The organism is Embleya sp. AB8, assembly GCF_049739465.1.
Classification (GTDB): domain Bacteria; phylum Actinomycetota; class Actinomycetes; order Streptomycetales; family Streptomycetaceae; genus Embleya.
Map to the genome: position 1 here is coordinate 90124 of NZ_JBMHHY010000015.1, position 19489 is coordinate 109612.

Genomic DNA, 19489 nt, shown 5'->3' on the forward strand with positions numbered 1-19489 from the left:
AGCATCGCTGCATGGGACACCGCGAAGACTTGCTGGCCGGCGCCAAACGTTGTCTGTACGACAAGGGCTACATGCGCACCACCGCGCGCGACATCGTGGCCGCGTCGGGCACCAACCTCGGTTCGATCGGCTACCACTACGGGTCCAAGGACGCGCTGATGCAGCAGGCGCTCCTGGAGTCGATCGAGGGGTGGGGCGAGGAGCTGAGCGCCGCGCTGTTCGCCGCGGGCAGTGCCGAATCCGCGCCGCTGGACCGCTTCGAGGCGATCTGGACGCGCGTGATCGACCTGATGGAATCGCATCGGATGATGTGGGCGGCCAACTTCGAGATCATCGCCAACCTGGATCAGTTGCCGGAGATCAGACGTGTGCTCGCCGAGGCCCAGGACGAGGGCCGGTCCGGGCTCGTGTCGATCTTCCTGGGTGTGCCCGAGGAGGGCAACGAGCACCTGACCCGCACGGTGGGCGCGCTGTGTCAGGCGCTGCTCATGGGCGTGGTCAGCCAGTGGATGTTCGATCCGGACAATGCCCCCACCGGCCGCGATCTCGCCGAGGGCATGCGTACCCTCATGGCCGCGAAGCCGGTCGGCTGAACCGACCCGAGGACAACACCACGTGGGCCGGGACGCCCGCGATCAACCCCCGGAACGCGGACCCGATCCCGCCGATCGTCACCCCCGACGCGGTGGCCGGGAAGGTGATCAGCGCCGCCTCACGGTGCGCGTCGTCGGCCATCGCGCCGGTCAGCCCGCCCGCCAGGGCGCCGAACAGGGCCACCCCCGCGACCGCGGCGACCAGTTCCTTCGGCAGCCCCGCGAACAGCGCCACCAGGGTCGAGCCGAACATGCCGACGATCAGGTGGAAGACTCCGCACGAGACCCCCGCGACATAGCGCCGGCGAGGGTCGTGGTGCGCCTCGGGGCCGGTACGGATCGCCGCGGTGATCGCGGCCAGGTTGATCGCGTGCGAGCCGAACGGCGCGAGCAGCGTGGACACCACCCGGTCGAGCCGATCAGCACCCGATCGTTCGGCGCGTAGCCGGACGCGGCCAACACCCCCATCCCGGGCACCCGCCGCATCAGCCGGCCGAACACGCCGGTCACCCCGATCACGGTGATCAGCACGCCGGTGACCAGGAACGCGCCGATCGCCTCGGGATACGGGTACGAACCCAGGCTGGTCACCAGGAGCGCGGCGCCCGGGGTGGACCACGCGGTGACGATCGGCATCCGGGTGTACAGGCTCAAGCCCAGGCAGGTCAGCCCGCTGCCGATGGACAGGGCCCACACCCACGAACCGGTCCGCGCCTGGGTCAACCCGCCCGCGGACGCCGCCGACAGCACGATCACCAGCGGCCCGGAATAGGAGACCAGCACCGCGATCAGCCCCGCGAGCACGGCCGAGAACGACGCGTCCCGGATCAGGCCGGGTCTGCGCTCGGGGATGGTCGTCCCGGTGTCCGTCGTGGTCCGCATGCTCACCGGGCGCCCCGTCTCGGCTGATCGGTCGGCTCAATCGTGGTCGTAGACGGTGACCGGGACACCGCGCCCGCTCAACCGTTCGAGGATGAGCGGCTCCACTCCGGCCCAGGTGCCCCCGGCCAGGCCACAGCCGATGCGCGGCATGTGGACCGAGGCGCCGAGTTCCAGAGCCCGTTCGCCCAGCCCGGTCAGCGCCCGGTCGATCGCCGCGTAGCGCACCGGCGGCCCCTTGCTGCCGGTGCGCGTGCCGTGTTGGCCGATCAGGTTGGCCACCCACAGGTAGGTGTCCACCCGGACCAGCCGCAGCGCGCCGAGCCCGAAGTCGTTGTGCGCCCGCTCGCGATGCCACTTCCGATAGTCGGCCTCCGGCTCGGGCCACCGTTTGGACAGTGCGAGTACGAAGCCCCTGCCCCACCCGCCCCGGTCATTGCACACGTGCGCGATCACCTTGACGCCCTTGCCGAGCGGCGTGGTGGCGTCACCCCGGACGTACGTCACGGTCTCCATGCGGGGCACGCTAACCGCGCGCGCCCACGCCCCGGCACCCGTTTTCCGCGCGCCCGAGCGGCGCGGCGCCGGCTACCGCCCGAACAACCGGGCCGCGTTGTCGTGGCAGACCGCGCGCAGCCAGTCGTCGCCCAGCTCCAACCGGGTCAGCGCGTGCAGCGCCTCGGCGTAGTCGTACGGCATGTTCGGGAAGTCGCTGCCCCACAGGATGCGATCCGCCGCGTCCAGCAGCCTCGGCCGGTCGGCGGGCGGGAACGGGTGGTGCTCCTCGACGAAGTCGGTGAACGCCATCGTGGTGTCCAGATGCACGCCCGGGTAGCGCCCGGCCAGGTCCAGGAACTCGCCGTACTCGGGCATCCCCATGTGCGCCACGATCAGCCGCAGTCGCGGATGCCGGGCCAGCACCCGGGCGATCGGCTCCGGCCCGGTGTGCGCCCCCGGCACCGGCCCGGACCCGCAGTGCGCGACCACCGGCGTCCCCGCGTCGGCGAGCGTGCCCCACACGTCCTCGAGCAGCGGATCGGTCGGATCCCACCCGCCGACCTGGACGTGCGCCTTGAACACCACCGCGCCCGCGTCGATCGCCTCGCGCACGTACTTCGCCGCACCCGGCTCGGCGAAGAACGTCGCCGTATGCAGGCAGTCGGGCGTACGTTCGGCGAACTCGCGCGCCCACGCGTTCAGCCACACGGCCATCTCGGGCTTGTGCGGATACAACATCGAGGTGAACGCCGAGACCCCGAAACCGCGCAGCGTGGCGACCCGTTCGTCCTCGTCGAGGCGGTAGGTGATCGGCCAGGGCCGGCCGAGCAGCGGCCCGGCCGCGTCGAAGTAGGCCCAGACCTTGTCCAGCACCCGCTTGGGCATGAAGTGCGTATGCACGTCGAGCAACGACGTCAGACCCAGTTCCCGACGAAACTCGGCCACCCGCGCCCGTTCGGCCCCACTCGTCACGCGGCCACCTCCCCGTTCGGCTCTTCGGCTCGAAGATCGATGCTCTCAGAGGCTTCCGTCGGGGGAGTCGTAAGCTCACGGTATGGCTTCTGCAACCCTGCCCTCGGCGGACGACGTCCAGGATGCGCTGGCGACCGTCCAGGACCCCGAGATCCACCGACCCATCACCGAATTGGGCATGGTCAAATCCGTCGAGATCCACGCCGACGGACGGATCGACGTCGCGGTCTACCTGACCGTCAGCGGCTGTCCGATGCGCGAGACGATCATCAGCCGGGTCGAGACGGCGGTCGCCGCGCTGCCCGGGGTGACCTCGGTCGCGGTCGAACTCGACGTGATGAGCGACGCGCAACGCAAGGAGCTGGCGAGCAACCTGCGCGGCGGTCAGGCCGAGCGCGAGGTGCCGTTCGCCCGGCCCGGCTCGCTGACCCGGGTCTACGCGGTGGCCTCCGGCAAGGGCGGCGTCGGCAAGTCCTCGGTGACGGTGAACCTGGCCGCGTCGATGGCCGCGCAGGGGCTCAAGGTCGGCGTCGTGGACGCGGACATCTACGGCCACTCGGTGCCGCGCATGCTCGGCGCGGAGGGCAAGCCCACCCAGGTCGAGAACATGATCATGCCGCCGTCCGCCCTTGGCGTGAAGGTGATCTCGATCGGCATGTTCACCCCGGGCAACGCGCCGGTGGTCTGGCGCGGCCCGATGTTGCACCGCGCCCTGCAGCAGTTCCTCGCCGACGTCTACTGGGGCGACCTGGACGTGCTGCTGCTCGACCTGCCGCCGGGCACCGGCGACATCGCCATCTCGGTCGCCCAGTTGGTGCCCAACGCGGAGATCCTGGTGGTGACCACGCCGCAGCAGGCCGCCGCCGAGGTCGCCGAGCGCGCGGGCACGATCGCCGTGGAGACCCGGCAGACCATCGCCGGCGTGATCGAGAACATGGCCGGGCTGCCGTGCCCGCACTGCGGCGAGATGGTCGACGTGTTCGGCTCGGGCGGCGGGCAGCGGGTCGCCGACGGGCTGTCCGCGGCCACCGGCACCAAGGTCCCGCTGCTCGGCTCGATCCCGATCGACACCCGACTGCGCGAGGGCGGCGACACCGGCCGCCCGGTTGTCATCGACGCGCCGGAATCGCCCGCGGCCCTGACCCTGAGCGCGATCGCGGCCAAGCTGGGCGGTCGCGAGCGCGGCCTGTCCGGCCTCCAGCTCGGGCTCACCCCGCTGCGCAACTTCTGATCCCGGACGCCTCGTCGCACGTGAGCGCCGATCTCGGGCCCGCCCCGAGATCGGCGCCGGCCGCTCAGGAGTCCGGCATCGTGTACTTGTGCAGGTTCACCGAACGGGACAGGCCCAGGCCGTACGCGCTCGCCCCTCGCCCGTACACCCCGAGGTAGACACCCGCGCTCTCCCCCGCCAGCACCCACCCGTAGGCCGATTCCCGATAGCGAAACCGCGCGGGTACCCCGTCGACCGGGATCGCCAGGTCGGTCCAGCCCGGTCCGGGCAGGTTGTCGGACAGGTCCCAGGCGATGTTGGTCTGCTGGTCCAGCCACTCCGCCCGGGTCTCCCGGTCCAACTGCCACGGCCAACTGTCCGCGAGCAACGCCACCCCGGCAAGTGACGCCGCGCTCGCCTTCGAGGTCGCCTCCATCTGCCCGGTGCCGTCCCCGGCCGGTCGTTTGGGACGCTGCGGCACGGTCACCACGGACACGAACCGCCGGGGCGTGGGGTCACCGGGCCGCCGACTCGGCAGGTCGCCGTGACCGAGCGTGCCGTACTCGATCGTGCGCCGGCCCTTGCACACCGACGACAACCAACGCCGCCCGTTCCAGCCCTCGTCCAGGCCGTACCAGGGGAAATCCGCACCCAGGTAGTCCGCCAGCAGGTCGGGCTTGCCGGCCTCGTCGGCGGGCAACGCCTCGCCCGCGTGGCTGATTGTGTCCATGCTCCGCCTCAGGTCCTCTCGCGCGGCGCGACGGCGCCGCCGGCCGCCTCGGTATGCCATGCCCGGCGTCCACCTCCCCCGACGATCGCGGGTGGACCGATCATCCGATACATGTATCCGCCGAGTCACCGACCACACACCGCCCGTGTACTTCGGCTACATAGTGCCCGAATGCGCGCGCGACCCGGCACCGCGCGCGCCGGGGCGCAGCGGGGCGTCGGGCGCGCGGGGGCGGCGCGTCAGGTCGCGTCGGCGTCGTACGGCGGGCGCTCGCCGGGCACGACCCGGGAGCCGCCGGTGTCCTTGCGCAGCGAGGGACCGTCGGTGTCCTTGCGCAGCGACGGGCCGACGCTCTCCCGGCGCGGCGCCGGCGGGTAGGCCGCCTCCGGCACGTCCGGGTCGAACAGGTTGCCGCTCGTCAGGCCCTTGATGTCGGCGAAGTCCTTGCCGAGCGAGTCGCGCAGCTCCCGGATCCCCAGGTCGTCGTCGCCGTCGCCCATCAGGTTCTTGCGGACGAAGGTCTTCGGGTTCAGGTCCTCGAGGTGCATGTCCTGGAACTCCGGACCGAGTTCCTTCTTCAGGTCCGCCCGGGCCCCGGACGAGAACTCGCGGAACTTGCGAATGGTGCGGGCCACGTCGGCGATCATCTTCGGCAGCTTCTCCGGCCCGAAGATGACGATCGCGAGGATGACGAGCACGACCATCTCGGGTGCACCCACGTCGAACACCTGGACTCCACGAGATTGCGCGAGGGGGTTCGGTCGGCCGACCGAACCCCCTCAGAGTAGTCGTCGGCTCCCGGTGCGGAAGGTGCCGCCTGTCCCGAACCCTCCGTTTGGTGCCGATCGTCGAAAGATGTGATCACCCGGCCATGCGTACGTCATGTCCGGGTCATCCGGCTTGTCAGCCGGCTTCGAGGGTCATCTCCACCGTGCGCTCGGCCCCGTCCCGGTCGATGGTCAGCTTGGCCACCGTGCCCGGCGCCTTCGCCCGGATCGCCACGATCAGCTCGTTGGCGTCGTGCACCTTGCGCCCGTCGATCGCCTTGATCACGTCGCCCGGCTTGAGGCCGGCCTTCTCGGCCGGGCCGCCGGCCCGGATCGGCGGCGTGCCCTTGACGTCCTGCGGCGCGATCCGCGCGCCGTCGCCCTGGTAGGCGACGTCGAGTGTGACGCCGATCACCGGGTGGGACGCCTTGCCGGTGTCGATCAACTGCTGCGCGACCCGACGCCCCTGGTTGATCGGGATGGCGAAGCCGAGGCCGATGCTGCCCGCCTCCTGCTGCCCGCCGAACGGATTGCCCTGCCCGCCGCCGCCGGCCGAGCGGATCGCCGAGTTGATCCCGATCACCGAACCCGCCGCGTCGATCAGCGGCCCGCCCGAGTTGCCCGGGTTGATCGGCGCGTCGGTCTGCAGCGCGCTGATGTACGAGACGTCGCTGCCCGAGGTGCCCGCGCTGACCGCGCGGTCCTTGGCGCTGATGATCCCGGAGGTGACGGTGCCCTCCAGGTTGAACGGGGCGCCGATGGCGATCACCGGGTCGCCGACCTGGACGCCGTCGGAGTTGCCCAGCGGCAGCGGGTGCAGCCCCTGCACGCCGGAGACCCGGATCACCGCGAGGTCGTAGCCGGTGTCCCGGCCGACCAGCGACGCGGTGGTCTGCTGACCGTCGTTGAAGGTCACCGTGATCGTGCCGCCGGACGCGGCCGACTCGACCACGTGGTTGTTGGTCAGGATGTCGCCGGCCGTGTCCAGTACGAAACCGGTGCCGGTGGCCTCGCCGCGACCGGTCTTGGCGTGGATGTACACGACGCCGGGCAGCGTGCTGCCGGCCAGCCCGGCGATGGTGTCCTTGCCCCGGGCCGGCCCGGTGGGGGGCGGGTTGCCGAGGCGCACCTTGGTGTCGTGTCGATCCGCGACCCACGCACCGATGCCGCCGCCGATCAGCCCGGCCACGAGCGCGAGCGCGGCGGCCCACCCCACGAGCCGCTTCCCGTAACGCTTGCCGAGGTCCGCTGTGGGCCCACCGGCCCCGGTCATGTCCCCGGGGACCGGATAGCCGTACGGCACGGCCTGATAGGGCCCGTAGGCCGCCTGTGGGGCATACGAGGGGTGCGGCCCGTACGGCCCGTAGCCCGGCTGCCCGCCCACCGGCGCGCCGTACGGCCCGGGATGCCCGCCGACCGGCGCGCCGTACGGCTGCCCCGGCCACTGCGGCGCGACCGGCGGCGGCTGCGGCGGCGGTGCGAACGGGTCGTAGGCGGGATCGTCCGCACTGGGCAACTCGGCGGTCCCGTGCGCCACACCGGCGACTGCGTCCCGCCCCCCGGGCCCGGCCGCGCCGAACGCCGCCGGCTCCGCGGCGGGATCGCTCGGCGTCTCCTTCACCAACGACGGCCGATCCGCAAACGCCACGGGTTCGCCGTCACCGGCATCCCGTCCACCGAGACCCTCGGTCGGACCCGAAACGCCGTCCTGCGCCCGCACCTCGGCCGCCGACTCGCCGACCGGGCCGCCGGCGCCCGCGCCCCGCGAGCCGGCCTCGGCCGGCTGCCCGGCGAGGCCCTCCGCCTCGGCGCCGAGCACGGGCCGCACCTCGGTCGCCGACTCCTCGGCGGACTCGGCCCCGCCCGTACCCCCGATGCCGCCATCGCCGACGCGCGCCTCGCCGGGCGGGTCGGCCGAGGTCGTCGCCTCGGGGCGCGCGTCCGCTCCGGCCTCCGTGGACACGCGTGGGAAGGCCGCCGGTTCCACCTCGTGGACGCGCGCGTCGTCGCCTCGCGGCGGCTCCGCTCCCCCGCGGCCGTATGCGTCGCTCATCGTGTGCCTTCCTACCGCTCCCGGTGTGCCGGGCACCTGCTGCTTCTCCGACACGGCCACAGTCTGGCGGGTGTCGAGTGTCGATGGGTGTGCTGCCGGCCGCGCGGATCCCCGCCACGCCCCGCCGGCCGCGCGAACGCACCGCGGCGGGGCCGCCCGGCGGGACCGGACCCGCTCGGGCGCGCCGACCGACCGGCTCAGTGCCGGACGTCGACCTGCTGTACCGACACCGCCAGCGGTGTCCCCGCCAGCACCGGTACGGGGTGCCGAGGAGCCCTGGGCGGCAACGCGGTCGTACTCGCGGCCTGCTCCACGAGATAACGCTCCACGGCCGGAGCCGCGGGCCGTCCCTCGGTGCCGCCGCTGGTCCCGCCCGGCACGAACGCGCTGCTCAGCGCGACGGCCATCATCGAAAACGCGCCCGCGGCGGCGAACGTCAACCGCCGCCGGCTCACCGGCGGCCGCACCCGCTCGGGCATGTTGCCCGGTCGGCCGCCGCGCGGGCCGGTCCCGCGCGTCCGCACACGTGCCGAGGCCGCCGGTCGCCCGGCGGCCGGGAAGGTGAAACGATCCCCCGCCGGCGGCGGCGGAGGTTCCCCGGCCGACTCGCCGAGCGCGAGCAGGCGCGCCATCAGGTCCTCCGAGGGACCCGGCTGACGCACCTTGCCGAGCAGTTGTTTCACCTGGCGCTGTTCCTCCGCCGCCTCGCGACACTCCGCGCATTCGGCAAGGTGCGCCAGCACCTTCTCCCGGGCCTCGTGGCCCAGCTCGCCGTCCACATAGGCGGCGAGTTTGTCCTCGAGGTGGCTCATGTCCCCACCTCGCATGCCACACGTCGGGTCGCGGCGCGCCCCACCCGTGTGGCACTCACTACCCCCCTGCCCAAGCGGTCGCCGGGCTCACTGGTCACGGTCCCTCATCTCCGCACCGTGGTCCGGACCTCCGCAGCCGTCTCCTGGCCTGCCTTGTTCCGGGGAGCACGATGCCGCAGCGCCGCGCGAAGCTGGGACCGGCCGCGGTGGATGCGGCTGCGCACGGTCCCGAGTTTCACTCCGAGCGTGGTGGCGATCTCCTCGTACGACAGGCCCTCGATGTCACACAGCACGACCGCGGCGCGGAACTCCGGAGCGAGCGCGTCCAGCGCCTGCTGGACGTCCGCGTCCAGGTGGGCGTCGTCATATGCCTGCGCGGGAGAGAGCTCACGACCGGCGAGGCGTTCGCCCGCGTCGTCGCCCAGACCCTCGAAGCGGATGCGCTGACGGCGCCGAACCATGTCGAGGAAAAGGTTCGTGGTGATGCGGTGCAGCCAACCCTCGAACGTGCCGGGCGTGTAGCTCGACAACGATCGGAACACTCGGACGAACACCTCTTGGGTGATGTCGTCCGCGTCGTGCGGGTTGCCGCTGAGGCGGTAGGCGAGCCGATAGACCCGGGCGGAGTGGGTGCGGACGATGTCCTCCCACGACGGCGGGACCCATTCGGCCTGGGCTGGGCTGCTGATTGCGTTTGCGGCTTCGGCCACGTGATCCGGCATCGGCGACGCGTCGCGGGTACAGGATTGTTCCCCGCGGTGGTCGACCACTGCCACACCTCCTCTTCCGAGTAGCGCAACCACCATAAGCGTCCTGCCTGTTAAGCCCGGATAAGGGCGCCGGGCCCCGATCCCAACCCACCTGCGGTGCCGCGAGACCACGAGCCTCGTGTTCACCTGTCTTCCGAAGGGGCCAACGAACCGACCCCGGCCCGGGTTCCCCGATCCGCGCCGACCGCTTCCCGAGCGGTCCGCCGCACTCGTGCGGCGCTCCCCGGCCGGGTGGGTGACCCCTCGGTAATACCCTTGCGCTCAGGTGGCCGACCCGTCGAGACGCGTACGGGCGGTCGGGACAGAGGAGGAAGCCATTTCCGGCAATCGCCAGGCGAGCTGGGCGTTCGCGGAAGAGTACGTCGGCGAGGACGCCGTCCTCGCGGGCGCCCGCGCCCGCGCCCGGGAAGTCGGCGTGGTCCCGATAGGTCCGGGCGGCGGTGCCGCGCTGCGCTTCCTGGCCGCCGCGGTGGAGGCCAAGGCGGTCGCCGAGATCGGGACCGGGACCGGGGTCTCCGGCCTCTACCTGCTCCGCGGCATGCGTGCCGACGGGGTGCTCACCACCGTCGACGCCGACCCGGAGAACCAGCGGCTCGCGAAGGAGACCTTCACCGAGGCCGGCTTCCCCAGCGGACGCGCCCGATTCATCCCGGGCCGCGCCCTGGAGGTGCTGCCCCGGCTCGCCGACGGCGGCTACGACCTGGTGTTCTGCGACGGCGACCGGCTCGAATACCTGGACTATCTGGCCGAGGCGATGCGCCTGCTGCGACCGGGCGGCGTGGTCTGCTTCGACAACGCGCTGCTGCACGACCGGGTGGCCGATCCGGCGCACCGGGACGCGGAGACCGCCGCCGTGCGCGACGTGTTGCGGGTGATCCGCGAGCACGAGGCGCTGGTGCCCGCACTGCTCCCGGTCGGCGACGGGCTGCTGTGCGCGGCCCGGCGAGGCTGAGCCCGAGCGCGGGCGGGGCCGACCGCGACCCGGTCCGGAGCATGCCGACGGCCCCGGTACGGACATGAGTCTCCATGTCCGCGCCGGGGCCGTCGCATCACGACTTTCGTCGAGGGCGTCGCCCCTGGGGGTCAGCCCACGGCGTTCTTCAGCGCCTCGCTCAGGGCGCCGGCCTCATCGGCCGACAGCTCGACTACGAGCCGTCCACCGCCCTCAAGCGGAACGCGCATGACGATGCCCCGCCCTTCCTTGGTCACCTCGAGCGGGCCGTCGCCCGTCCGCGGCTTCATGGCCGCCATGCTCGTTCCCCTTCCTGCATATCGACGCACCGGTGCTCAAACCGGCCACCGGTCTTCGAGAGCATTGATCAGGGACCATTATCCCGCATCGAACGGTGGGGTGAGCAACATCGGGTCCCGTCGACCTCTCGAACCCCGTCCGTACGGCGCGGAATGAGCCGGTCCGTCCCGGCTCGAAATCGAGCTGACACACCGTCAGGGCCGGGCGTCGGCCCGGCCGCTCGGTCCGGCATGCTGTGCACATCCCACCTGCGGCGATGCATCTGATGTGGAGGCAAGTCATGACCGACAAGGCCGAGAACGTGCGCTACGAACTCGTCGACGGAGTCGCGACCGTCACGCTGGACCGGCCGGACGCGATGAACTCGCTGGACGAGCCGACCAAGATCGAATTGCGCGACGCGATCCTGCGCGCGGCGGCGGATCGACACGTCCGGGCCGTCCTGCTGACCGGCAGCGGTCGGGCGTTTTGTGTCGGTCAGGACCTGAAAGCGCATATTCGCCAATTGGCGACAAGTCCCGAGGCCACCTTCGCGACCGTGCGCGAGCACTACAACCCGTTGGTGACCGCGCTGGCCACGATGGCCAAGCCGGTGGTCGCGGCGGTCAACGGCGTTGCGGCCGGAGCCGGCGCGGCGATCGCGTGGGCCTGCGACTTCCGGATCATGGCGGACACGGCCGGGTTCAACACCGCGTTCGCGGGCGTCGCGCTGACCGCCGACTCGGGCGCGTCCTGGACCCTGCCGCGCCTGATCGGTCAGGCCCGGGCGCTCGAACTGCTGATGTTGCCGCGCACGATCAAGGCCGCCGAGGCGCTCGAACTGGGCCTGGCCAACCGGGTCGTCCCGGCGGATCAGGTCGCCGACACGGCCCTGGATCTGGCCCGCCGCCTGGCCGAGGGCCCGACGGTGGCGTTGGCCGCGCTCAAGGAGTCGGTGGCCTACGGCGCATCACACTCGCTGGTGGAGACGCTGGCCAAGGAGGACGAACTGCAACTGCGCGCGGGCAGCTCCGAGGACCACAAAATCGCGGTGGCCGCGTTCGTGGCCAAGGAGCAGCCGAACTTCACCGGCCGCTGACCCGGTCGCCGCACCCGGCCGCACCCAGCGGCAGGCGCACCCGGCTTCCCGACCCCGGCCCGCGTCGGCGCGCGGGCGCGTGGGCGGCGATCGGGCCGGGGAACCGAAAGCGTCCGCGCCCGGGTTCCCCGACCGACGCCGTGCCGGGTGATCCCCGGCGCCGTGGCCGCGGGCACGCCCCACCGGTTCCCGGCCCCGGCTCGCGCCCGACGGAGCGTGGGCCGGGGCCGGGCCGACGAACGCCCTCGCATCCTCGGCCGGGGCGGCGCCGGGCAACATCCGGTGCCGTCGCGGCAGGTGTACGCCGGTTCGCCCGGCCCGGCCCGACCGCGCGGACCGCGATCCGACGGACCGCGATCCGGCAGCCGTACGCCGCCGGTGCCGGGTGTGGCGTCCGGCTCGACGCTTCGTCTCGTCGTACCGGGGACCGGGTGCCGAAGGCCGGGCGCCGGGCCAGGGCGTGTCCTCAAGCCCTAGCGGGAGACGCAGCCCTTGAGGTGGTCGTTGACCAGGCCGCACGCCTGCATCAGGGCGTAGGCCGTGGTCGGGCCGACGAATCGGAAACCCTTGCGCTTGAGTTCCTTGGCCAGCGCGGTGGACTCGTCGGTGACCGCCGGTACGTCCGACAGGGCCTTGGGCGCCTTTCGCCGCCCGGAAGGTGCGAACGACCAGACGAGCGCGTCCAGACCGCCCTGGAGGGCCTGCGCCGCCTGTGCGTTGGCGATCGCCGCGTCGATCTTGGCCCGATTGCGGATGATCCCCTCGTCGGCGAGCAGCCGCGCCCGGTCCGTGTCGTCGAACCCCGCCACCTCGGCGATCGAGAAGTCCGCGAAGGCGGCCCGGAAGCCCGGCCGCCGACGCAGGATGGTCAGCCAGGACAACCCGGACTGGAACGCCTCCAGACACAGGCGCTCGTACAGCTTGTCCTCGCCGTGCACGGGGACGCCCCACTCGGTGTCGTGGTAGACCCGATAGTCCTCCGGGCCGGTGGCGCCCCACGGGCAGCGCAGCAATCCGTCCGGTCCCGCGACCGGACCGCCGACGACGGTCACGATTTCGGGTCGCCCTTCGCCTCGGCGGACGCGGCGTCCGCGTCGGCGGCTGCGGCGGCCTCGGGGGTGACCTCGGCGGCCGGCGCCTCGGGCTGCTCCGCCGCGTCCGCCCCCGGGTCGGCGGCGATCTGCGGGCCGGCCTCGGTCGGCTCGGCCGCGGCGGGCTTCTCCAGGGACAGCGTGGTACCCGACGCGCGCGGCGGCGGGGCGACCCGACCGGCGCCGAGCGCACTCGCCCCCGCCCCGGGCGCCGCGCCCGGCACGGTGACCGTGACGCCGGCCGGCATGGTGCCGGTGATCTTGTACTCCAGCTCCAGGATCCGCGCGTCACGCGCCGCGAGTTCGCCGGTGAGCCGATCGAGCACCAGGTCGACCTCGCTCATCCGGTAGCCGCGAAAGACCACGGGGAACCGGATGTGGTCCACGTCCGCGCTCGTGAGCGGGCGGTCGCCGGGCATCCGCAGCTCGGGCTGCTCGCGGTAGGCGTCGGGAAGGGAGCCACCCGCCCCGAGCACGACCGAGGCGATCACGAGGATCACCCCGGTCACCACGACAAGCTGGATCCAGAACACGGACGGCTCCCCTTCGACGATGGTGCAGCTGCTGGGACGGGTGTCCGCTCCGGGCCGCTTCGGGAAGCCCCCGGGTCGTCGCACGGGACGATCGTGCCACGATCAGGGGGTCAGGTGGCACGTGCAGGGCGTGGTGGGAGAGGTCGACGGGGTGACGACGCTGAGGCTGGGACGACGGGAGTTCGGTGGCGACGAGTTGGTGATCATGGCGATCATCAATCGGACGCCGGACTCGTTTTTCGACAAGGGTGCGACGTTCGACGATCGACCCGCCCTGGACGCGGTCGAGCGCGCGATCGCCGAGGGCGCGGGGATCGTGGACATCGGCGGGGTCAAGGCCGGCCCGGGCGCCGAGGTGGACGTCACGGAGGAGATCCGGCGGACCGTCTCGTTCGTCGCCGAGGTGCGCCGCCGCCATCCCGACGTGGTGATCAGCGTCGACACGTGGCGGCACGAGGTGGCCGAGGCGGTCTGCGCGGCCGGCGCGGACCTGATGAACGACGCGTGGGGCGGCGTGGACCCCAAGCTCGCCGAGGTGGCCGCCAAGTACGACGTGGGCATCGTGTGCACGCACGCCGGTCGCGCCCGACCGCGCACCCGGCCGCACCGGATCGGCTACGTGGACGTGATGGCCGACATCCTGGACGTCACGGTCGGCCTCGCGGAGCGGGCCGCGCGCCTCGGGGTGCGGCGGGACGCGATCCTGATCGACCCCGGGCACGACTTCGGCAAGAACACCCGGCACTCGCTGGAGGCGACCCGCCGACTCGGCGAGATGGTCGACACCGGCTGGCCGGTCCTGGTATCGCTGTCCAACAAGGACTTCGTCGGCGAGACGCTGGACAAGCCGGTGAACGAGCGCCTGCTCGGCACGCTGGCCACCACCGCCGTCAGCGCGTGGCTGGGCGCCCGGGTCTACCGCGCGCACCAGGTGGCCGAGACCCGCCAGGTGCTCGACATGGTGTCCTCGATCCACGGCATCCGACAGCCCGCCGTGGCCCGCCGCGCACTGGCCTGACCGGCGCACGTACAACGGCGCCCGCGCCCCGTGGGGATGGCACGGGCGCCGAAACGTCGCCCGCACGCGGCGGAGCTCCCGCTCCGTACCCGTCAGGTGGCGATCGCTCCGCCACCACCGGCGCGCCGCTCGGCGGCGGCCTTGTCCGCGCGGGACTCGGCCTCGATCTTCGAGCACTCCAGGTCGGCGTCCCGGATGATCCGCACCGCCTCGTCCACGTCGTCGGTGATCCGGATCAGGTCCAGGTCGGCCGGCGACGCCTTGCCCTGGGCGATCACCACGTCGCGCACCCAGTCGATCAGGCCGGTCCAGTAGTCGCGGCCGATCAGCACCACCGGGAAGTGGGTGACCTTGCCGGTCTGGACCAGGGTGAGCGCCTCGAACAACTCGTCCAGCGTGCCGATGCCGCCGGGCAGCACGATGAAGCCCTGCGCGTACTTGACGAACATCGTCTTGCGGGCGAAGAAGTAGCGGAAGGTGATGCCCCGGTCGACGTACGGATTGAGCCCGGCCTCGAACGGCAGCTTGATACCCACGCCCACGGATTGCCCGCCGGCGTCCCGGGCACCCTTGTTGGCGGCCTCCATCGCACCGGGGCCGCCGCCGGTGATCACCGCGTAGCCGGCCTCGGCCAAGGCCCGACCGACCCGCTCGCCGATCACGTACTCGGCCGACCCCGGCTTGGTCCGCGCGGACCCGAACACACTGACCGCGCGCCCGAGATCGGCGAGCATGCCGAACCCGTCCACGAACTCGGTCTGAATCCGCAACACCCGCCACGCCTCGGTACCGAGGTGTCCCATGCCGGGGTGCTCTTCCTCCACCTCACTGGGCGAGGCAAACTCGGGCGGCTCCTCCGGAGCAAATCGCGCATCCATCCGGCCACCCTGCCACGCCGAACCAAAACCCGATCGCATTTACGACGGGATCACCCGCCAAACCCCAAACCCGAGCCCAGGAAGGAGCGCGGGAGCGGGAGCGGGGGCCGGGAGCGGGAGGCGGGAGCGGAAGGCGGGAGCGGGGGCCGGGAGCGGGAGGCCGGGAGCGGAAGGCGGGAGCGGGAGGCCGGGAGCGGAAGGCGGGAGCGGGAGGCCGGAGGCGGGAGGCGGGAGCGGGAGGCGGGAGCGGGGGCCGGGAGCGGGAGGCGGGAGCGGGAGGCCGGAGGCGGGAGCGCGCACAAGGACCCTGCCAGGGCCGGCCAAGCAACCATCCGTGGGCACGACAGAACACGCGCCGCAACCAGGTCGGCGGCGGGCTGTATTCGCCGGGCTGGTGCGGGGTGGCCCTGGGTCGGTTCGGCGGGGCGGGGTCGTGGTGGTGGCCGCCGTCTCGTCGTTGCACGTCCCCTCCGGGGCCGGGTTTTGCTTGGTGCTTCGCATCCGTTGTTGCCCGTCCACTACGTGGCCGTCACTGCCCGGGACGGCTTTGCTGGTTCGTGGTCGGGGGCGGTTGGCCGCTTGGCGTCGTGATGTTGGGCCGGTGCGCGGTGGCCCCGGGTCCGTTCGGCGGGGCCGACTCGTGACGGCTGCCACCGCCTCGTCGCTGCACGTCCCCTCCGGGGCCGGGGTCTTTGCTTGGTGCTCCGCATCCGTTGTTGCCCGTCCACTACGTGGCCGTCACTGCCCGGGACGGCTTTGCTGGTTCGTGGTCGGGGGCGGTCGGCCGCTCGGGCGTCGTGATGTTGGGCCGGTGCGCGGTGGCCCCGGGTCCGTTCGGCGGGGCCGGGTCGTGGCGGCTGCCCGCGTCTCGTCGTTGCACGTCCCCTCCGGGGCCGGGGTTTTTTCTTGGTGCTTCGCATCCGTTGTTGCCCGTCCACTACGTGGCCGTCACTGCCCTGGTCGACTTCCTCCGACTCGCGGTCGGGAGCCGTTGTCCCGGCGGCGGCCCCCGGCGGTCGGTGGCCATGCCGCGTCTCGCAGCCCCTCACGGCTCCCGCCCTCTCCTCGGGCCCGAAAACGGATCCCGACGAGACTCCCAAGGCTCGAGACGAAGCGCGACCTGCGGTTTTACCCGGCACCCGCATCTGCGCGGGCCGGCGAGTGCGGGTTTCGTGCTCCCCGAGCCGAAACCGAGGCACGACAAGGCAGAAAAGGCCGCGCACCCCGCTGGAAAACCGAGCACCGGACACACACCCGACCCAAGACCCCGACCCTGCGGCCCACATGCACACCGCAACACCCGCCACCCAAACCCAGCAAGGCCCGAACGCCTGCGCAGCGGCCGACCCCCCCCCCGACGCCCCACGCACAACCGCCCCCGACCACGAGTCAGGGGATGCCGACCAGGGCGGTAACGGCCACGTAGTGGACGGGCAACAACGGATGCGAAGCACCAAGAAAAAACCCCGGCCCCGGAGGGGACGTGCAACGACGAGACGGTGGCCAGCCGCCACGACCCGGCCCCGCCGAACGGACCCAGGGCCACCACGCCAGCAGCCCAACACCCCGACGCCCAAGCGGCCAACCGCCCCCGACCACGAACCAGCAAAGCCGACCAGGGCAGCAACGGCCACGTAGTGGACGGGCAACAACGGATGCGAAGCACCAAGCAAAGACCCGGCCCCGGAGGGGACGTGCAACGACGACACGGCGGCACCCACCACGACCCGGCCCCGCCGAACGCCGTCACTCGAAGCCAAGCAGCCCGGCCGGCGTTTGAGGCTGCCTCGGCCGAAGGCCGGGTAAATCCAGCCCGGCCGGCGTTTGAGGCCAAGTAGCCTGGCCGGCACTTGAGGCCACCTCGGCCGAAGGCCGGGTCAAACCAGCCCACCCAAGCGCGCCTGAGGCCACCTCGGCCAAAGGCCCGGTCACCCAGCCCGGCCGGCGCTTGACGCCAACCCCAGCCCGGCCGGCGCTCGAGGCCAACCCCAGCCCGGCCGGCGCTCGAGGCCAAACCCAGCCCGGCCGGCGCTAGAGGCCAAACCCAGCCCGGCCGGCGCTAGAGGCCGACAACCCCTACCCCAGCCAGTGCAGCAACCGCTCCTCGGCCGCTCCGATCAGGGCGATTTCCACGTGTTCGTCCCGCTTGTGGGCCAGGTTCGGGTCGCCCGGGCCGTAGTTCACCGCCGGGATGCCGAGTGCGGAGAAGCGGGCCACGTCCGTCCAACCGAACTTGGCGCGGGGCTCGGTGCCGATCGCCGTCACGAAGGCCGCCGCCGCGGGGCGGTCCAGGCCCGGGAGGGCGCCTTCCGCCGCGTCGGTACGGATCACGTCGAAGCCGGCGAACACCTCGCGCACGTGCTCGGTCGCCTGCTCGACGGTGCGGTTCGGCGCGAAGCGGAAGTTGACCGTCACCGCGCACGCGTCCGGGATCACGTTGCCCGCGACGCCGCCCTCGATCCCCACCGCGTTCAGCCCCTCGCGGTATTCGAGGCCGTCGATCACCACCCTGGCCGGCTCGTACGCCTGCAACCGGGCCAGGATCGGCGCCGCCGCGTGGATCGCGTTCTCGCCCAGCCACGAGCGGGCCGAGTGCGCGCGCGTCCCGGTCGTGCCGATCCGCACCCGCAACGTGCCCTGGCAGCCGCCCTCGACCGCGCCGCCCGTCGGCTCCATCAGCACGGCGAAGTCCGCGACCAGCCACTCGGGGTGGTTGTTCGCCAGCCGCAACAGCCCGTTGCGCGCGGCGTCGACCTCCTCGCAGTCGTAGAACACGTAGGTGACGTCGCGATTGGGCGCCGCCAACCGCGCGGCGAGCCGCAGCTGTACCGCGACGCCGCTCTTCATGTCCGACGTGCCGCACCCGTACATCAGCGGGCCCTCGATCCGGGCCGGCAGGTTGTCCGCGATCGGCACGGTGTCCAGGTGGCCCGCGATCAGGATCCGCTCGGCCCGGCCGAGTTCGGTGCGCGCGACGACCGAGTCCCCGTCCCGGAACACGGTCAGATGCGGATACGCCCGCAGCGCCGCCTCGACCGCGTCGGCGAGCACCTTCTCGTCGCCGCTGACGGAGGGGATGTCGACGAGTTGCGCGGTGAGCGCTGCCGCGTCCTGGGACAGATCGAGCTTCACGGTCATACCGCGCAGCCTATCCCCGCCCCGGACGCGGCAGTTCGCCACACGATCCGGTCAGTCCCGCTTCAGGCGCTCGACCCCCGCCGCCACCCGCTCGTCGGTCGCGGTGAACGCGATCCGTACGTGCCGGTTGCCCAGCGGACCGTAGAAGTCGCCCGGCGCGACCAGGATCCCGCGCGCGGCGAACCAGGCCACCGTGTCCCAGCAGTCCTCGTCGCGCGTGGTCCACAGGTAGAGGCTCGCCTGCGAGTGCTCGATCCGGAAGCCGGCCGCCTCCAGCGCGCCGCGCAGCGCCGAACGCCGCGCCGCGTAGCGGGCCTTCTGTACCGCCACGTGCTCGTCGTCGGCGAAGGCAACGGTCATCGCCGCCTGCACCGGGCCGGGCACGATGTGCCCCGAGTGCTTGCGTACCGCGAGCAGTTCGCGGATCACCGCGAGGTCGCCCGCGACGAAGCCCGCCCGGTAACCGGCCAGGTTGCTGCGCTTGGACAACGACTGCACGGCCAGCAGGCCCTCGTGCGAGTCGCCGCACACGTCCGGGTGCAGCACCGAGACCGCCTGGGTGTCCCAGCACAGTTCGATGTAGCACTCGTCGGACACCACCAGGATGTCGTGCGCCCGGGCCCACTCGACGATCGCCCGCAGTTCGGCGGCCGAGCGCACCGCGCCGTGCGGGTTGGCCGGCGAGTTCAGCCAGATCATCCGGACACCCGAGGGATCCGGCAGCGTGCCGTCCACGACCGGCAGCGGGGTGGCCCCGGCCAGCCGCGCGCCGACGTCGTACGTCGGATACGCCAGCGCCGGGTGCGCGACCGTGTCGCCCGGGCCCAGGCCGAGCTGGTTGGGCAGCGCCGCGACGAGTTCCTTCGTCCCGATCACCGGCAACACCGCGTCCGGGTTCGCACCGGTGACGCCGAGCCGGCGGCGCAGCCACGCCGCGATCGACTCGCGCAGCTCGGGCCTGCCGTAGACGGTCGGATATCCCGGCGAGTCGGCGGCGGCGCACAGCGCGGCGCGGATCAGCTCCGGGGTGGGGTCGACGGGCGTGCCCACGGACAGGTCGACCACGCCGTCCGGATGGGCCCGCGCGGTCGCCCCGAACGGCTCGAGCCGGTCCCACGGGAAGACGGGCAGCAGGTCGGTGACACGACGCGCCGGCCGACCCCGCGCGGCGGCGGGGTCGGCGGACGCTTCCGCACCGTTGTGCGAAAGGGTCACGA

The 19489-nt window shown here is 72.5% G+C and carries 18 protein-coding genes and 1 pseudogene; 5 read left to right on the top strand and 14 right to left on the bottom strand.

Going from position 1 to position 19489, the window contains the following annotated elements; all coding sequences use genetic code 11:
- The first annotated feature begins 11 nt into the window (after window positions 1-11).
- Window positions 12-593 carry a TetR/AcrR family transcriptional regulator gene (locus tag ABIA38_RS22975; RefSeq protein WP_424640654.1) on the top strand — a complete coding sequence of 194 codons (582 nt, stop codon included), beginning with the start codon at window positions 12-14 and terminating at the stop codon, window positions 591-593.
- Here ABIA38_RS22975 and ABIA38_RS22980 read toward each other — a convergent pair.
- From ABIA38_RS22980 to ABIA38_RS22990, 3 genes and pseudogenes are all read right to left on the bottom strand, one after another.
- Window positions 568-1475: pseudogene (locus ABIA38_RS22980) on the bottom strand (benzoate/H(+) symporter BenE family transporter). The gene ABIA38_RS22975 and the pseudogene ABIA38_RS22980 overlap by 26 nt on opposite strands.
- 36 nt (window positions 1476-1511) lie before the next feature.
- Window positions 1512-1988, bottom strand: a complete 477-nt coding sequence (locus tag ABIA38_RS22985; protein ID WP_424640655.1) for a macro domain-containing protein — start codon at window positions 1986-1988, stop codon at window positions 1512-1514.
- Between the two features lie 72 nt (window positions 1989-2060).
- A complete protein-coding gene (locus tag ABIA38_RS22990) occupies window positions 2061-2942 on the bottom strand; it encodes an amidohydrolase family protein (RefSeq protein WP_424640656.1) in 882 nt (293 codons plus the stop codon).
- Between the two features lie 82 nt (window positions 2943-3024).
- Here ABIA38_RS22990 and ABIA38_RS22995 point away from each other — a divergent pair, with 82 nt between their 5' ends.
- On the top strand, window positions 3025-4173 hold the full coding sequence (locus tag ABIA38_RS22995; protein WP_424640657.1) for an Mrp/NBP35 family ATP-binding protein: 1149 nt from the start codon (window positions 3025-3027) through the stop codon (window positions 4171-4173).
- Between the two features lie 64 nt (window positions 4174-4237).
- Here the strand turns inward: ABIA38_RS22995 and ABIA38_RS23000 are convergent, their stop codons facing one another.
- The 5 genes from ABIA38_RS23000 to sigE all read right to left on the bottom strand — a co-directional run bounded on the left by ABIA38_RS23000 (window position 4238) and on the right by sigE (window position 9236).
- Window positions 4238-4882, bottom strand: coding sequence for a hypothetical protein (locus ABIA38_RS23000; protein WP_424640658.1), 645 nt, complete (start codon window positions 4880-4882; stop codon window positions 4238-4240).
- Between the two features lie 239 nt (window positions 4883-5121).
- Window positions 5122-5601, bottom strand: coding sequence for a sec-independent translocase (locus ABIA38_RS23005; protein ID WP_424640659.1), 480 nt, complete (start codon window positions 5599-5601; stop codon window positions 5122-5124).
- A gap of 184 nt (window positions 5602-5785) precedes the next feature.
- Window positions 5786-7702, bottom strand: coding sequence for a S1C family serine protease (locus tag ABIA38_RS23010; RefSeq protein ID WP_424640660.1), 1917 nt, complete (start codon window positions 7700-7702; stop codon window positions 5786-5788).
- 197 nt (window positions 7703-7899) lie between these two features.
- The gene (locus ABIA38_RS23015) at window positions 7900-8514 is read right to left on the bottom strand and encodes an anti-sigma factor family protein (RefSeq protein WP_424640661.1); all 615 of its coding nucleotides are present in this window, start codon (window positions 8512-8514) and stop codon (window positions 7900-7902) included.
- Between the two features lie 104 nt (window positions 8515-8618).
- Complete coding sequence (sigE, locus tag ABIA38_RS23020) at window positions 8619-9236, bottom strand: RNA polymerase sigma factor SigE (RefSeq protein ID WP_052174094.1); 618 nt, start codon at window positions 9234-9236, stop codon at window positions 8619-8621.
- A gap of 313 nt (window positions 9237-9549) precedes the next feature.
- Here sigE and ABIA38_RS23025 point away from each other — a divergent pair, with 313 nt between their 5' ends.
- Window positions 9550-10236 carry an O-methyltransferase gene (locus tag ABIA38_RS23025; RefSeq protein WP_424640662.1) on the top strand — a complete coding sequence of 229 codons (687 nt, stop codon included), beginning with the start codon at window positions 9550-9552 and terminating at the stop codon, window positions 10234-10236.
- Window positions 10237-10367: 131 nt separating this feature from the next.
- Here the strand turns inward: ABIA38_RS23025 and ABIA38_RS23030 are convergent, their stop codons facing one another.
- Window positions 10368-10535 carry a DUF3117 domain-containing protein gene (locus ABIA38_RS23030; RefSeq protein WP_078976897.1) on the bottom strand — a complete coding sequence of 56 codons (168 nt, stop codon included), beginning with the start codon at window positions 10533-10535 and terminating at the stop codon, window positions 10368-10370.
- Window positions 10536-10816: 281 nt separating this feature from the next.
- Here ABIA38_RS23030 and ABIA38_RS23035 point away from each other — a divergent pair, with 281 nt between their 5' ends.
- Entirely contained in the window at window positions 10817-11614 is a 798-nt protein-coding gene (locus ABIA38_RS23035) for an enoyl-CoA hydratase/isomerase family protein (protein ID WP_424640663.1), read from the top strand.
- A 473-nt stretch (window positions 11615-12087) separates the two neighbouring features.
- On the opposite strand, the gene ABIA38_RS23040 is transcribed toward ABIA38_RS23035, so the two are convergent.
- Together ABIA38_RS23040 and ABIA38_RS23045 are read right to left on the bottom strand one after the other, a co-directional pair.
- On the bottom strand, window positions 12088-12666 hold the full coding sequence (locus tag ABIA38_RS23040; protein ID WP_424640664.1) for a DNA-3-methyladenine glycosylase I: 579 nt from the start codon (window positions 12664-12666) through the stop codon (window positions 12088-12090).
- Window positions 12663-13238 (bottom strand): DivIVA domain-containing protein, encoded by a 576-nt coding sequence (locus ABIA38_RS23045; protein ID WP_424640665.1) that lies wholly within the window; start codon window positions 13236-13238, stop codon window positions 12663-12665. The genes ABIA38_RS23040 and ABIA38_RS23045 overlap by 4 nt, the downstream gene beginning before the upstream one ends.
- Before the next feature lie 205 nt (window positions 13239-13443).
- Here ABIA38_RS23045 and folP point away from each other — a divergent pair, with 205 nt between their 5' ends.
- Complete coding sequence (gene folP / locus ABIA38_RS23050) at window positions 13444-14256, top strand: dihydropteroate synthase (protein ID WP_424640827.1); 813 nt, start codon at window positions 13444-13446, stop codon at window positions 14254-14256.
- Window positions 14257-14348: 92 nt separating this feature from the next.
- Here folP and ABIA38_RS23055 read toward each other — a convergent pair whose 3' ends face one another.
- The 3 genes from ABIA38_RS23055 to dapC all read right to left on the bottom strand — a co-directional run bounded on the left by ABIA38_RS23055 (window position 14349) and on the right by dapC (window position 19406).
- Entirely contained in the window at window positions 14349-15134 is a 786-nt protein-coding gene (locus tag ABIA38_RS23055; protein WP_424640666.1) for a TIGR00730 family Rossman fold protein, read from the bottom strand.
- Between the two features lie 2076 nt (window positions 15135-17210).
- Entirely contained in the window at window positions 17211-18272 is a 1062-nt protein-coding gene (gene dapE, locus ABIA38_RS23060; protein WP_424640667.1) for a succinyl-diaminopimelate desuccinylase, read from the bottom strand.
- Window positions 18273-18323: 51 nt separating this feature from the next.
- Window positions 18324-19406 (bottom strand): succinyldiaminopimelate transaminase, encoded by a 1083-nt coding sequence (gene dapC / locus ABIA38_RS23065; RefSeq protein WP_424640828.1) that lies wholly within the window; start codon window positions 19404-19406, stop codon window positions 18324-18326.
- Window positions 19407-19489 lie beyond the last annotated feature (83 nt).